Source organism: Prosthecobacter sp. (assembly GCF_034366625.1).
In the GTDB taxonomy this organism is placed as follows: Bacteria; Verrucomicrobiota; Verrucomicrobiia; order Verrucomicrobiales; family Verrucomicrobiaceae; genus Prosthecobacter.
In genome coordinates this window covers 323,766-337,341 of sequence record NZ_JAXMIH010000023.1, presented here as the reverse complement: position 1 = coordinate 337,341, position 13,576 = coordinate 323,766, and the positions used below count along the sequence as shown (strand labels likewise).

Below are 13,576 nucleotides of genomic sequence, written 5' to 3'. Positions count from 1 at the left end.
AGCCACATCGTCCCTCACGGCAAGAATCCGCATCAAAAGGGCGTTGTTTGACCACCCCAGAATGACCAAGGCATCATCCATGCGCTGCTTGACCATGCTTTGCCTCACCACCGGCATTGCAGGCGCCGCCGCGCCGACGGATGCCGAGAAGACCGCCTTCTTCGAGAAAACCATCCGCCCCCTCCTCATCAACCGCTGCTACGAGTGCCACTCCGTCGAGTCCGGCAAAAGCAAAGGCGGCCTGCGACTCGATTCACGCGACGCCGTGCTCAAAGGCGGCGACAACGGCCCCGCGCTCATCGCGGGCAACCCTGAAAAAAGCCGCATCATCGAATCTGTCCGCTATCACAATCAGGATCTCCAAATGCCTCCCAAGGGCGCCATGCCCGCCGCAGAAGTGAAGGCGCTCGAAGAATGGGTCAAAATGGGCGCTCCTGATCCGCGCGAAGCCGTCGCGGATGCCAAGCATGCGGCCCCGCGCGTGATCGACATCGCCGCAGGCAGCAAGCACTGGGCCTTCCGCCCGATTGCGAAACCTAAAGTACCCAGCGTGAAGGCGGAGAATCCGATTGATGCCTTCATCATTGAAAAACTCACCGAGAAAAGTCTCACGCTCGCCGCACCTGCGGACAAACGCACGCTCATCCGCCGTGCCACGTTCGATCTGACCGGCCTGCCGCCCACACCAGACGAAGTGGAGGCCTTCCTGGCCGACAAGTCGCCGGATGCCTTCGCGAAGGTCGTGGACCGCCTGCTGCGCTCACCGCATTACGGTGAGAAATGGGGCCGCCACTGGCTGGATGTCGCGCGTTACTCGGACTCGAATGGTCTCGATGAAAACATCGCCCTCGGCACCGCATGGCGTTATCGCGACTACGTGGTGAAGTCGATCAATGCGGACAAACCCTTCGACCAGTTCCTCACCGAGCAGCTTGCTGGCGACCTCCTCGAATCGAAAGACATCCCGGCGCGCCATGAGCGCATCACCGCCACGGCCTTTCTCAACCTCGGCGCGAAAGTGCTCGCCGAGCCGGACAAGGACAAGCTCGCCATGGATGTCGTCGATGAGCAGATCGACGTCATGGGCCGCGCCTTCATGGGCCTCACGCTTGGCTGCGTGCGCTGCCATGATCACAAATTCGATCCCATCCCGCAGGACGACTATTACGCGCTCGCCGCCATCTTCAAAAGCACGCAGAGCTTCAGCGTGGATCGCATCGGTGCCTTGAGCACCGCGTACGAATCGCCCATGGGATCGCTCGATGACTTCGCGGCGGTGAAATCGTCCGAACGCATCCTCAAACAGCAAAAGGAAGCCGTCACCAAGGCCGAAGCGGCGGCAACCAAGGCGCTGCGTGATGAAGTGCGCGGCAAGGCCGCAGATTACCTCATGGCCGCATCTGAACTGCCCGTGGCTCCCACCTTGAGCCAGGTGAAACCTGTGGCGGACAAACATGGCCTGCGTGCGCATGTGCTGCTGAACTGCCGCGTCTATCTCGCCGCCAATGAATCGAATGCTTTCTTCACACCGTGGCAGGACGCGGTCAAAGCCACAGGCAGTGCCCAAAGTCTCCGTCCTTACTTCGTCGCCATCTTCAATGCTGCCGCACAGATCAAAGTTGGCCCCAAGGACAAGGCGGATGACTCCCTGCTCCATCAGGCTCGTGCCGAACTGGACAAAACCGCCGGTTTTCTCGCCCTGCCGCCTGAACCGATCATTCTTTATCCCAAAGAGATCGCCGACAAGGTGCGCGCCTTGCAAGACACCATGATGACCACGGAGAGCAATCTCCCTGACCTGCCCACAACGCTGGCGGTGTCCGAGTCGCCCAAGATTCTCAAAGAACTGCCCATCCACATCCGTGGCAATCATCTCGCGCTCGGAAAGCCGATCCCACGCGGCTTCGTCCAGGTCGTTCAAGCCTCGCAAAAATCGAAACCGCAGTTCCCCAGCGATCACAGCGGACGCCTCGAACTCGCCCGCTGGCTCGCCAGCCCGGAACACCCGCTCACCTCGCGTGTCATCGCCAACCGCATCTGGACCTGGCATTTCAATCAAGGCATCGTCGCCACGACGGACAACTTCGGTCTCCTTGGCCTGAAGCCCACGCAGCCCGAACTGCTCGACTGGCTGGCACGCTGGTTCACCACCAACGGCTGGAGCTTCAAGGACATGCATCGCCTCATCATGAGTTCGCGCACCTATCAGCAGAGTTCGACCGTCCCGGCACAAGCCGCACTCGCCGATCCTGAAAATCGCCTCCTCAATCACTTCCCCGTGCGCCGTCTCGAAGCCGAGGAAGTCCGCGATGCACTGCTGCATGTCGCGGGCAGCATCGACACCACCATCGGTGGCAAAACCATCCCGCGGCGCAATCGCGAGTTCGTCTTCAACCACACCTCCAAAGATTTCACCACCTACGGCAGCACCCGCCGCGCGCTCTACCTGCCCATCATCCGCAACAACCTCTACGATCTGTTTCAGCAGTTCGATTACCCCGATCCCTCGACCTCCACCGGCCTGCGCAACAGCACCGTCGTCTCACCCCAGGCGCTGCTGCTCATGAACAGCGATCTCGCCAATGACGCCGCGCAAACTTTCGTGAAACGCCTGTTTGCAACGTCCCCCGACAAAGAACAGCGCCTCCGCGCCGCCTACCGCATCGCCTTTGCCCGCGAAGCCACCGACGACGACCTGCGTCGTGCCGAGAACTATCTCACCGCCAGCAATGCCGCCCTCAATTCCAGCCAGCAGGACTCCGACAAGCGCGAGCAGCAAACCTGGGCGCAGCTCTGCCAGGCGCTGATGATGAGCAACGAGTTCATCTACCTCCGCTGAATCGCGGCTATTGAATTGGCACAAAGCCGAAATTGAATTCGTGGGAAGTCGTCGCATGCTTCGTCTCAGGTATCGGAATCATTCCTTCACCCGCCGCCGTGGACCCCAAGCTCATCAACCGCGAAATCCTGCTCTCCTTCTGGAAGGTGCATGTGCTGCATCATGCCGCCGAGGGCGAGGTGATCGGCCAGTGGATGCTCAAGGAGCTGGCGCACCACGGCTACGATGTCAGCCCCGGCACGCTCTACCCGCTGCTCAAGCGCATGGAGACCAACGGCTGGCTCACCTCCACCGTCGATCCGGCGCGTGGCCCCAAGGCTCCTCGCGCCTACAAAATCACCAAAGACGGCCGTGCGGTGCTGAAAATCGTGCAGAAGCAGCTTCGGGAGCTTGGCGTGGAAGTCAGCAAGCACTGAGCTGCCGCATGAGCCTCATGCCATAGTGCCACGGGGGCAGGTCGATCACTTTGCTTTCGCAAACCAGGCGGCCTGTCTGCCCGGCCCAACCGATGATTTGTTCGGGACGCGGACGGATGTCGAGGGACGGCCCGCGCGGCGTGGCGAGATCATGCCGCCAGTGAATGATGAGCACGCTGCCACCGGGACGCACGACACGCGCCGCCTCGCTCAGCAGCGCCACGGGCTGCTCGCAGTGCAGGATGTTGAAAAGCAGCGCGGCATCCTGCGAGGCATCGGGCAGGCCAAAGCCGTCCTTCATCACATCGCGCAGTTCACAGCGGAGATTCGAGATGTCTTCCTCGGCGGCGCGTTCAGCCGTGCGGCGCACCATGTCAGGCTCGATGTCCACCGTGGTCAGTGTGCCGGTGATGCGCCGGGCCACGGGCAGTGAAAAAGTGCCGTAACCGCAGCCCAGTTCCACCACATCGCGCAGCGTGCCGTCCACGCCAAGACGGTCGAGGATGAGCGGCACATCGAGCAAGGTTTCCCAATAGGCCTCCTCGGGCATTCCGCTGTCGCGCATTTTCATGATGGGCATTCTTTGGCGCAGACGCGTGGGATGAGCAAAGTTCTTCGCGGTGAAGATTAGCGGCTGCTTTCTGGAATATTTGGGAATAAAAATCCGCTTGCTGCATCGTGCCATGACGGCCCTTGCGCACCCCTTACACGATTCGCTTTCGCTTTTCCAATCTCATGTCCCTGCCGCAAACGACTGCCAGCCACACTTCTGCCGAGTCCGCAACGCGTGACCGCTATGCCGCTGCCGCCAAGGCCTCTGAAGCAGCGCTGTGCTGCCCGGTGAACTACGATCCGCAGTATTTGAAGATCATTCCCGCCGAGGTGATCGAGAAGGACTACGGCTGCGGTGATCCGTCGAAGCATCTGCATCCGGGCGAAACGGTGCTCGATCTGGGCAGTGGCACGGGAAAGATCTGTTTCATCGCCTCGCAGGTCGTGGGACCGAAAGGGCGCGTCATCGGCGTGGACATGACAGACGACATGCTGGAGGTCGCCCGGCGCAACGCCCCCATCGTGGCTGAGCGTGTGGGCTACGCAAATGTCGAGTTTCGCAAAGGCCGCATCCAGGACTTGGCGCTGGATTTGGAGATTCTCGATGCCGAGTTGAAGAAGCATCCCATCACCGATGCTGCGTCCTACCTCGCAGCCGATGACCTCGCCGCTGATCTGCGCGTGAAGCATCCGCTGGTGGCCGATGAATCGGTGGATGTGGTCGTTTCCAACTGCGTGCTGAACCTCGTCGATGCCCGCATGAAGCGGCAGCTCTTTGATGAAATCTTCCGCGTGCTGAAAAAGGGCGGGCGGGCGGTCATCTCCGACATCGTGAGCGATGAGGACGTGCCGGAGGACATGCAGCGCGATCCCATCCTGTGGAGCGGCTGCATCAGCGGCGCTTACACCGAGGAAGGCTTCCTCAAGGCCTTTGCTGACGCCGGCTTCCATGGCATCGAGCTTCTGAAGCACGACGAAATGCCGTGGCAGACGGTGGAGGGCATTGAGTTTCGCAGCGTGACCGTGCAGGCCTGGAAGGGCAAGCAGGGGCCGTGCTTCGAGCGGAATCAGGCCGTGATTTACAAAGGCCCCTTCCTCAAGGTGCTCGACGACGACGGCCACGCGCTGGAGCGCGGCAAACGCTACGCCGTGTGCGACAAAACGTTCCAGCTCTACCAGCAAACGCCGTATCGCGACCACTTCGCTTTCATCGAGCCGCGTGTGCCTATTCCTCTGGAGCAGGCGCAGCCCTTCGATTGCACCAGCATGAGACTCCGGCATCCCAAGGAGACCAAAGGCCAGGACTACAACGCCACCACCGAGGCTGCGAACTGCCGCGAAGGCGGCGAAGGCACGAGCTGCTGCTGACACCGACATGAACCGCTTCATCGAACAGCTCCAACGGCACCGCGTCCCGTTCACGCGCGGTGCTTTTCAGACGCTGCAAATCAACGTGGGCCGCAAGTGCAACCAGACCTGCACTCATTGCCATGTCGATGCGGGGCCGCAACGCACGGAGATGATGGATGAGGAAACGGCGCGCAAGGTCGGCGCATGGATCATCGAGCATCGGCCTGCCATCGTGGACATCACGGGTGGCGCGCCGGAGCTGAGCGAGCACTTCCGCTATTTCGTGAAAACAGCACGATCCATCGGTGCGCATGTGATTGACCGCAACAACCTCACGATCATCGAGACGAAATCCCACGCCTATCTGCCGGAGTTTCTCGCGCAGCACGAGGTCGAAGTGGTGGCATCATTGCCGTGCTACTTGGAGGAGAATGTGGACGCGCAGCGCGGTGGCGGCGTCTTTGAGAAAAGTCTCAGAGCCCTGCGCAAGCTCAACGCTGTCGGTTACGGCACCAACCTGCCGCTGACGCTGGTTTACAATCCCCTCGGCCCGAAACTGCCGCCGGATCAGGTGGAGCTGGAAGCGGACTACAAGCACGAGCTGAAGCAGCGTTACGGCATTGTCTTCACGCGGTTGTTCACGATCACGAACCAGCCCATCGCGCGTTTCGCCGCTGATCTGCGGGCGCACGGCCAGTGGGATGCCTATCTCGATCTCCTCGCGAACAGTTTTAATCCCGCCACGGTCGCGAGCCTGATGTGCCGCACCACGATCAACATCGGCTGGCGCGGCGAGGTCTTCGATTGCGACTTCAATCAGATGCTCGGCATGCAGCTCCGCAACTGCAAGGATCTCTTTCTGTGGGAGGTGACGCCCCAGAGCCTCGGCGACCATCCCATCCGCACGGGTAATCATTGCCTCGCCTGCACGGCGGGCGCGGGGAGCAGTTGCGGCGGGGCGCTGGATGCCTCAGCTTCCTGACGTATTGATTCACATGACAAAGCTCACCGCCATCCTCGCCAGCATCATCACCGCCCTCGGTGTGCCGAGTGACTGGCACAGCCTGAGCTTCCGCAGCATCCCGCCCGTTCAGTCAAAGGTGCAGAAGGACAAGATCACGCTCAAAGTGGACGCCTCTGCCGGTGGCCTCGTGCGCCGCCTGCCAGCAGGCACTCGTGTGAAGCGGTTCATCATCACCGGCAGTGTCACCGGCCAGTTGAAGGTGGATGAGAAGCGTCTGTGGGAGAAAGGCAACGACGATGCCTATCTGCGCGTGGGCCTCATCGCCGAGGGCGGGCGCTCGCTCACCATGCTGGAACGTCTCGTCGCTCCAGCGTGGATTTGCACCCTGGATGACGTGCTCTGCGCGGATGGGCGCGCGCCTTCAGCCATCCGCAATCACCTGCTGGTGCCGCACGCCGCCTGGATCGGCAAACAACGCGCCAATCCGAACATGAAGCAGCTCGTCGATCACATGGTCGCCATACCCGGCGCGGACGGGCGCTTCACCATGACCGTGGATCTTCCGCAGCCCATGAATGTGCTCGGCCTCTGGCTCATGGCGGATGGCGATGACAGCGGCTCCAAGTTTGAAGTGGTCATTGATTCGATCCAACTGGAGTCGCCATGAACCTCGCGGATCTGAAGCCATACCTTGCCTTCGGCCTGCTGGCGCTGCTGCTGCTGTGGGAGACGGTCGCGCCCTTTCTCGTCTTTCCAGAAGGACGGGCACGGCTGGTGCATGGCCTGCGCAATGTGCTGCTCGGCGTGGGCAATGGCTTGTTCACCGCGTTCGCGTTTGCCGGGATCTGGTGGTTCACGGCGGAGACCTCGGCAAAGCACGGCATCGGCCTGCTGCACTGGCTTTCGTGGTCTGCGGTGACGGAGGGCATCCTCGCCGTGCTCCTGCTCGATCTGTGGACCTACGCCTGGCACCGGCTGAATCATCGTCTGACGTTCCTGTGGCGTTTTCATCGCGTGCATCACTCCGATCCGCACATGGATGTCACCACGGCGAACCGCTTCCACCTTGGCGAGATCGTGCTCTCCTCCGTGCTGCGCATCCCGCTGATTTTCCTGCTCGGCATCCAGCTCGAACAGCTCGCGATTTACGAGATGCTGATGTTTGCCGTGGTGCAGTTTCATCACGCCAATATCAGCCTTGGCAGCCGGGGCGACCGCGTGCTGAGCTGGTTCATCGTCACGCCTTTCATGCACAAGGTGCATCACTCGCGCTATCAGCCGGAGACAGACTCCAATTACGCCTCATTCCTGTCCGTGTGGGATCGCCTGTTTCGCAGCTTCCGTCGCAGCGACGATCCCGCGAGCCTGCGCCTGGGTCTGGATGAGTTTAGCGATGCACGCAGTCAGACGCTCGCCGGGATGCTGGCAACGCCGCTGGCATCGAAGCCCCGCCCGCACGACAGCCCGTGAAGAAGACCTCCAAGCTGACCCTCCGCATCATGGTCGTGCTCGCCTTTGTGGTGGCAGTTGTGCTCTTCGATCTGGGCGCGTGGCTGGAGGTCGCCATCGCCCGCGTGGAGACCCTCGGACCGTGGGGACCGGTGGTATTCATCGTGGTCTATGTCATCGCCACGGTTTTGATGCTGCCCGGCTCTGCCCTTGGCCTGGCCGCCGGAGCGCTCTTCGGCGTGGTTTATGGCACAGGCATCGTTTCCATCGCCTCCACGTTGGGTGCGGCGCTGGCATTTCTCGTCGGACGCTTCCTGGCCCGCGACGCCATCGCCGCGCGCATGGCGGGGAATCCGGCCTTCGCCGCGCTGGACCGTGCGCTCACCGACGACGGCTGGAAGATCGTGGCGCTGGCGCGCCTCTCGCCAGTGTTTCCCTACACGCTGCTGAACTACGCCTTTGGTCTCACGAAGGTGCGCTTCACTCATTACGTCCTCGTATCATGGATCGCCATGCTGCCCGGCACGGTGCTTTACGTCTATCTCGGCTCTCTGGCCCGCGTGGGTGGCAGAGGCTCGGAAAAGACGCCAGCAGAATGGGCCATGTATGCCGTGGGGCTTCTGGCCACCGTGCTTGTCACTGTCATCATCACGCGCATGACGCGCCGGGCCATCCGCGAGGCTGGCCTGGCCCGTGAATCAGCGGAACACACACCGCCGACCTCCTGAGTCTCATGCCGTACGACGCGCTCATCGTTTTCACCCGGCTGCCACAGCCCGGCAAGGCCAAGACGAGGCTCATCCCCATGCTCGGAGCGGAAGGCGCGGCGGATTTGCAGCGGCGCATGACCTTGCAGACGGTGGGTCGCGCCTGGGCCGCCTGCGCCGCCAGCGGCACCCGCCTGATCATCGCGCATGAAGGCGGCACAGGGAGTGAGATGTGCGACTGGATCGGACCACTCTGTTTTCATGAGCAGACTCAGGGCGATCTCGGTGCCCGCTTGACTCATGCCATGATGATGGCTCATGCGCAGGGCGCTCAGAAGATCGTCATCATCGGCACCGATTGCCCCGATCTCACCGAGGAGCATCTGTCGGCCGCTTTTGCGATGCTCGATGAATCCGATGTTGTGCTTGGTCCCGCGCACGACGGTGGCTATTACCTCATCGGCATGAGGGAGCCGCAACCGAGCTTGTTTGAAGCCATTCCCTGGAGCACCGCAGAAGTCTTCGCGGTCACTCAGCAACGTGCCAGTGAAGCCGGGTTGAGCCTCAGTTCCCTGCCAACACTCGCGGATGTGGACGAGCCTGCGGATGTCGCCCATGCCGAAACTGCATTGGCAAACGGGTGCAGCGTGACCGTGATCATTCCTGCACTGAACGAAGCCGCCGCATTGCAAACGCTGCTGCCCGCCGTGCAGGCCGGGAAGCCGCTGCAAATCATCGTGACCGATGGTGGCAGCACCGACGACACCGCTGCTGTGGCCGCGCAACATGGCGCGGAGATCATCCACGCGCCGCGCGGACGTGCCCGGCAGATGAACGAGACCGCAAAGCACGCACACGGAGAATATCTGCTCTTTCTTCACGCCGACACACTTCCGCCAGTCAACTTTGCAGAAATCATTTTCCGCCACCTCACACCCGGCGTTGCCGCAGGGGCCTTCCGCTTTGCCTTGCGGGAAAAGATCGTGCTGCAAGGCATGATCGAGGGCTTCACCCGACTGCGTGGCAAGGTCTTTGCGATGCCGTATGGCGATCAGGGCCTGTTCCTGCGCCGCCGTCTGTTTCATGCCATCGGCGGCTTCCCCGACTGGCCCATCCTCGAAGACGTGGAGATGATCAAACGCCTGCGACACCTGGGGCAGTTCGTCATCACCCCCGAAGCTGCGGCCACCTCCGCCCGCCGCTGGCAGCAAAGCGGCGTCCTGCGCACTTGGGCACGTCATCAGCTCATCCTTGCCGGTCATGCGCTCGGCGTGTCACCGCAGCGGCTCGCGAAGCTACGCTGAGGCAATCACTTCGCCCGAAACGCAGAGAAATGCACCGCACAGCCAGCGGGTCGGCCACAGGCGTTCCACCAGTCGCGCCATGATGCCGCCGCCTGACAGGACGATGGCACTTCGAAGTTGCAGATTCGTCACTGGCAAGCCAGCGAACAGTGCCCGCACCTCTGCCGCCGTGTGCCAGTGCGCTCCTTGATACGCGCCCTTGCCACCACCGCGCCCCTTGTCACGCCAGAGCAGGCTGTGCCGGTTCAGCAGCCCGATGGCGAAGCGTTTCTTCGTCACGCGCAGCATCTCACGCACCGCCTGCCGCTCATCTGGGATGAAGCACAGCGCCGCCACGGACACGCTGAAATCAAACGCCCCGTCTGCAAACGGCAGCGCCTCACCACGAGCATTCTCATAACGCTCATCACGCACCGCATGAGCACGCGCAAAGCCAAGCGATTCTTCATCAGGATCAATCCCCACCAGCTCTCCACTCACCTCCTTTGCCAGCAAGCGCGTGAAGTAGCCCGTGCCGCAGCCTATGTCGATCAGCGACGCATCCTGCTCCGGCCTCAGCATCCGCTTCAGCAGTGCAAACTCCGCCGCGCCAATCCACCGCCCGCGCGGCGTCTGATACCACGCATCATAGTCTTCTGGTTTCAGAGTCATGCCTTTATCCATGTGGGAAGGAAACGTCGTGGAATCACAATGCTCTCAGCACACCGGCCATTCGCCGCGAATCAGTTGTGCGGTGAACTCCTTCATGTTCGCCAAACCGCGCTCGATGAAGGACGCGGCTGCCGGTTGCACATCGGCGAGCGCGACTCCGGGCTCCAGGATCAACTGGGCGAACGCGATGGCGGGCTGGTCAATGGGCGCGCCGATCTGACTGCCCAGCCACACATACACCTCGCGCACACCCGGCACGCTCTCATGGATTTCTGCCGCCAGCCGATGCGTGAGCAGCGTGTAGATCTTCCCCACATGGCTCACGGGATTTTTCCCCGCCGCCGCCTCGGTGCCGATCGGGCGGTTCAGGCTGATGATGCCATTGACCTTGTTCCCCCGGCCTACCTGGCCGCAGTCGCCACCTTCCGCCGAGGTGCCCAGCACGGTGAGATACATGCCTGCGTCACCACGCGTCGGATCATCGAGTGTGTTCAGGGTTACGGTCACGCGGTCCAGCGTCCGCTGCTCGTGCGACAGCCGGTCCGCCAGCGCGGCGGTGATCTCCTGCTTGCGTGCGAAGTAGGAGGCAGCATCCGGCACAAAGCGGTCCACGAAGGCCACCGCCACGGTGAGATCGAGTTTCCGGTCACGGCGGTAGCCCATGACCTTCACGTCCTCTCCAGCCTCGGGAAAACGCTGCTTGAACGCAGGCGAGTTCAGCTCCCGCTCGCACAAGAGCACGAGCCGTTCGGTCTCGGTCATCGGCGCATAACCCACCGCGACTGAGGTGTCATTGGCACCGATGATCTCGCGAGCGAAGAGATCGGCGAGTTCCGGGGAACCTTCCTTCAACTCGTTCTGGAAGATGACATGCTTCTCCGGCTCCACAAAACGCAGATGGCTCCGCAACCACTGTTTGGCACCGGCCTCGGCGATGGCCTCGATGTCGATCCGCATGCCGCCACATTCCGCAGCAGCCCGGTCTCCATAAATGAAGCGCATGGGGGCAGTCACTTTGCCGCCCCCGAGGCGCGGCTCGGTGCGTCCGGCGGCGAGCAGGCACTTGTCCACATTGAAATGAAGCACGCGACCAAACGCCGCGAGATACTCACGGCACAGCGCCAGCGAAATGTCCTCCATAATCGCATCACAGATCGTGTCGGGATGACCTATGCCTTTGCGCTCCACCAGCTCGAAGCGCTGCTGTTCACCCGGCGTCTGGTTGAGGGTTTCTACGGTGATCTTAGGCATGGAAAGTGGGGTGGGGAGCCAAGACTATCATGCCGCCACACCGCGACGGAAGCGGTAATAGCCGAACGCCTGCTCCGTCTCCCACGGCGTGTGGTGCGTTTCTTCCGCCTGCTCCAGCAGTTCAAACTCCGCGCCCAGTTCTACGCACACGCTGGCCGCATCATGTCGGCACACCTCCAGCCCACTGCACTTCTCCGGTCCATGCAGGGCGAAAGCTGCGATGATCACCTGCCCGCCCGGCGGCATCGTGCGCCGCAACGCCTCCACATACTTCCGCCGGTCCGCTGCATCCGTGAGGAAATGAAACACCGCGCGGTCATGCCACAGTGCAAACGAGTGCGGCGGCACGAACTCCGTCACATCCGCCACCAGCCATTCCACGAGCGCCGCCTTCTCCCTCAGCCGCGTGCGTGAGTGTTCCAGTGCCGCGTGGGAAATGTCCAGCACCGCCAGCCGCGAGTAGCCAGCCTCCAGCAGATGATCCACCAGCGTCGAGGCACCGCCACCCACATCAATGATGCCCGCATCTTTGCTGATTCCAGTCCGCTCGATCAAGCCCAGCGACACCTCTGGGCGCACCTGATGCCAGCTCACATCATCCGGTGCCTTCGTCGTATAGACCGTGTTCCAGTGTTCGGTTCGATTCATGGCTCAAGTGACCGCCGCCGTTCAAAACGTCAATACTTTGTCCGAATCTGCGACGATCTGATAAAGGTCCGCCATGGTGGACAGCGGGCAGAGTTCGGAGCCTTCCGACTCGCGCAGTTTCAGACAAGTGCCGCAGGCCAGGACTGAACCGCCTGCATCAAGAAGTTGCCGAGCCATCCCCGCCACATCGAAGCGCTCCGTTCCCACCTTCTCGATCTCCACGCCCTGCCCCAGCAGAAACACCCGGACCTCATCCTTTTGTTTCCGCGCAAAGACACCGAGCCGCAGCGCATTCCAGCAGGTTTCAGGTTCGTTGGTGGAGATGACGATGCCGAGCTTCATGGTGAAGTGTGCCATCTCACACCGAGTGCGGTCAATGTCCGTTGCTACGTTAATTTTGTGCGCCCTCAAGCAGCAGAACCCGTGTGAGGAAATTCTTGCACCTGCCTGTCACGCCGCCTATTACGGCAACCGTAATCGGAGCCTGCCATCATCTGCCAGCCACTTGAATAGACAAACCGCAACAAATGGAAACCCTCATCATCGCCCTGGCGGCCTTCTTTGCCGCTGCGCTCACGCTGCTGTCCGGCTTTGGGCTGGGGACGCTGCTGATGCCGGTGGTGGCGCTGTTCTTTCCGGTGGAGGTCGCCATCGGCATCACGGCGGTGGTGCATCTGGCGAACAATCTGTTCAAGCTCGGCATCATGGGCTGGCACGCGGATCGCCGGGTGGTGCTGCGCTTTGGGATTCCAGCGGTGCTGGCAGCGTTTGCGGGCGCGGCGCTGTTAGGCTGGCTGGGACATTTGCAGCCGCTGGCGGAATACACGCTCGCAGGGCGGGAGTTCACCATCATGCCGGTGAAGCTGACCATCGGGCTGTTGATCCTCGCCTTTGTCTTGATGGAGCTTTCACCGGCCTTTGCCGCGCTGACCTTTGATGCGCGACTGCTGCCGCTGGGCGGCTGTGTGTCGGGCTTTTTCGGCGGTTTGTCGGGCAATCAGGGCGCGTTTCGCAGCATGTTCCTGCTGAAGGCCGGGCTGACGAAGGAGCAGTTCATCGCCACCGGTGTCGTGCTCGCCGTGATCGTCGATCTGGCGCGGATGCCGGTCTATGGCTTCGAGCTTTTCAGCACGGGACGCGAGATGGATTACCGGCTCGTCACCGTGGCCTGCCTCGCGGCCTTTGCCGGGTCATTCCTGAGCGCAAGGCTGCTGAAAAAGCTCACGATCCGCTCGGTGCAGATCCTTGTCAGCATCCTGCTCATCGGCGTCGCCTTGGGCTTCATCACCGGGGCGCTCTGATGACCCATTTCACCTCCTCCCAGCCTTTGATTAAATTCTTGAAAATTTTGCAAGCAGCAAACACTCCCCGCGTTTTACGGCGCTCGTAATCGCTGACCGTTCAGACGCTTGCGTCACCTGTCCTTCTGATTTCGTCCTTTCTCC

The 13,576-nt window shown here is 61.7% G+C and carries 14 protein-coding genes; 9 read left to right on the top strand and 5 right to left on the bottom strand.

All coding sequences use genetic code 11. The annotated features are described in order from the left end of the window. The first annotated feature begins 79 nt into the window (after positions 1–79). Positions 80–2,839, top strand: coding sequence for a PSD1 and planctomycete cytochrome C domain-containing protein (locus U1A53_RS22020; RefSeq protein WP_322284018.1), 2,760 nt, complete (start codon positions 80–82; stop codon positions 2,837–2,839). A 98-nt stretch (positions 2,840–2,937) separates the two neighbouring features. Further along, the gene (locus U1A53_RS22015) at positions 2,938–3,255 is read left to right on the top strand and encodes a PadR family transcriptional regulator (RefSeq protein ID WP_322284017.1); all 318 of its coding nucleotides are present in this window, start codon (positions 2,938–2,940) and stop codon (positions 3,253–3,255) included. Here U1A53_RS22015 and U1A53_RS22010 read toward each other — a convergent pair. After that, on the bottom strand, positions 3,242–3,826 hold the full coding sequence (locus U1A53_RS22010) for a class I SAM-dependent methyltransferase (protein WP_322284016.1): 585 nt from the start codon (positions 3,824–3,826) through the stop codon (positions 3,242–3,244). The two genes, U1A53_RS22015 and U1A53_RS22010, sit on opposite strands and share 14 nt — an antisense overlap. A gap of 164 nt (positions 3,827–3,990) precedes the next feature. Between U1A53_RS22010 and U1A53_RS22005 the strand changes: the two genes are divergently transcribed. From U1A53_RS22005 to U1A53_RS21980, 6 genes are read left to right on the top strand one after another with little or no spacing between them, the layout of a single operon-like run. Continuing rightward, positions 3,991–5,175 (top strand): methyltransferase domain-containing protein, encoded by a 1,185-nt coding sequence (locus U1A53_RS22005; RefSeq protein ID WP_322284015.1) that lies wholly within the window; start codon positions 3,991–3,993, stop codon positions 5,173–5,175. A 7-nt stretch (positions 5,176–5,182) separates the two neighbouring features. Further along, positions 5,183–6,139 carry an arsenosugar biosynthesis radical SAM (seleno)protein ArsS gene (gene arsS / locus U1A53_RS22000; RefSeq protein ID WP_322284014.1) on the top strand — a complete coding sequence of 319 codons (957 nt, stop codon included), beginning with the start codon at positions 5,183–5,185 and terminating at the stop codon, positions 6,137–6,139. 13 nt (positions 6,140–6,152) lie between these two features. Then, positions 6,153–6,788 carry a hypothetical protein gene (locus U1A53_RS21995; protein WP_322284013.1) on the top strand — a complete coding sequence of 212 codons (636 nt, stop codon included), beginning with the start codon at positions 6,153–6,155 and terminating at the stop codon, positions 6,786–6,788. After that, a complete protein-coding gene (locus U1A53_RS21990) occupies positions 6,785–7,591 on the top strand; it encodes a sterol desaturase family protein (protein WP_322284012.1) in 807 nt (268 codons plus the stop codon). Before U1A53_RS21995 ends, U1A53_RS21990 begins: the two co-directional genes overlap by 4 nt. Beyond that, the gene (locus tag U1A53_RS21985) at positions 7,588–8,298 is read left to right on the top strand and encodes a TVP38/TMEM64 family protein (protein WP_322284011.1); all 711 of its coding nucleotides are present in this window, start codon (positions 7,588–7,590) and stop codon (positions 8,296–8,298) included. Before U1A53_RS21990 ends, U1A53_RS21985 begins: the two co-directional genes overlap by 4 nt. 5 nt (positions 8,299–8,303) lie before the next feature. Next, positions 8,304–9,581 carry a TIGR04283 family arsenosugar biosynthesis glycosyltransferase gene (locus U1A53_RS21980; protein ID WP_322284010.1) on the top strand — a complete coding sequence of 426 codons (1,278 nt, stop codon included), beginning with the start codon at positions 8,304–8,306 and terminating at the stop codon, positions 9,579–9,581. On the opposite strand, the gene U1A53_RS21975 is transcribed toward U1A53_RS21980, so the two are convergent. The 4 genes from U1A53_RS21975 to U1A53_RS21960 are packed head-to-tail and all read right to left on the bottom strand — an operon-like array spanning position 9,573 to position 12,473. Further along, entirely contained in the window at positions 9,573–10,232 is a 660-nt protein-coding gene (locus tag U1A53_RS21975) for a class I SAM-dependent methyltransferase (RefSeq protein WP_322284009.1), read from the bottom strand. The two genes, U1A53_RS21980 and U1A53_RS21975, sit on opposite strands and share 9 nt — an antisense overlap. A gap of 45 nt (positions 10,233–10,277) precedes the next feature. Then, the gene (locus U1A53_RS21970) at positions 10,278–11,483 is read right to left on the bottom strand and encodes a methionine adenosyltransferase (RefSeq protein ID WP_322284008.1); all 1,206 of its coding nucleotides are present in this window, start codon (positions 11,481–11,483) and stop codon (positions 10,278–10,280) included. Between the two features lie 27 nt (positions 11,484–11,510). Further along, positions 11,511–12,131 (bottom strand): class I SAM-dependent methyltransferase, encoded by a 621-nt coding sequence (locus tag U1A53_RS21965; RefSeq protein WP_322284007.1) that lies wholly within the window; start codon positions 12,129–12,131, stop codon positions 11,511–11,513. 21 nt (positions 12,132–12,152) lie between these two features. After that, the gene (locus U1A53_RS21960) at positions 12,153–12,473 is read right to left on the bottom strand and encodes a DsrE family protein (protein WP_322284006.1); all 321 of its coding nucleotides are present in this window, start codon (positions 12,471–12,473) and stop codon (positions 12,153–12,155) included. 185 nt (positions 12,474–12,658) lie between these two features. Here U1A53_RS21960 and U1A53_RS21955 point away from each other — a divergent pair, with 185 nt between their 5' ends. Further along, positions 12,659–13,432 (top strand): sulfite exporter TauE/SafE family protein, encoded by a 774-nt coding sequence (locus tag U1A53_RS21955; protein ID WP_322284005.1) that lies wholly within the window; start codon positions 12,659–12,661, stop codon positions 13,430–13,432. The last annotated feature ends 144 nt before the right edge of the window (positions 13,433–13,576 follow it).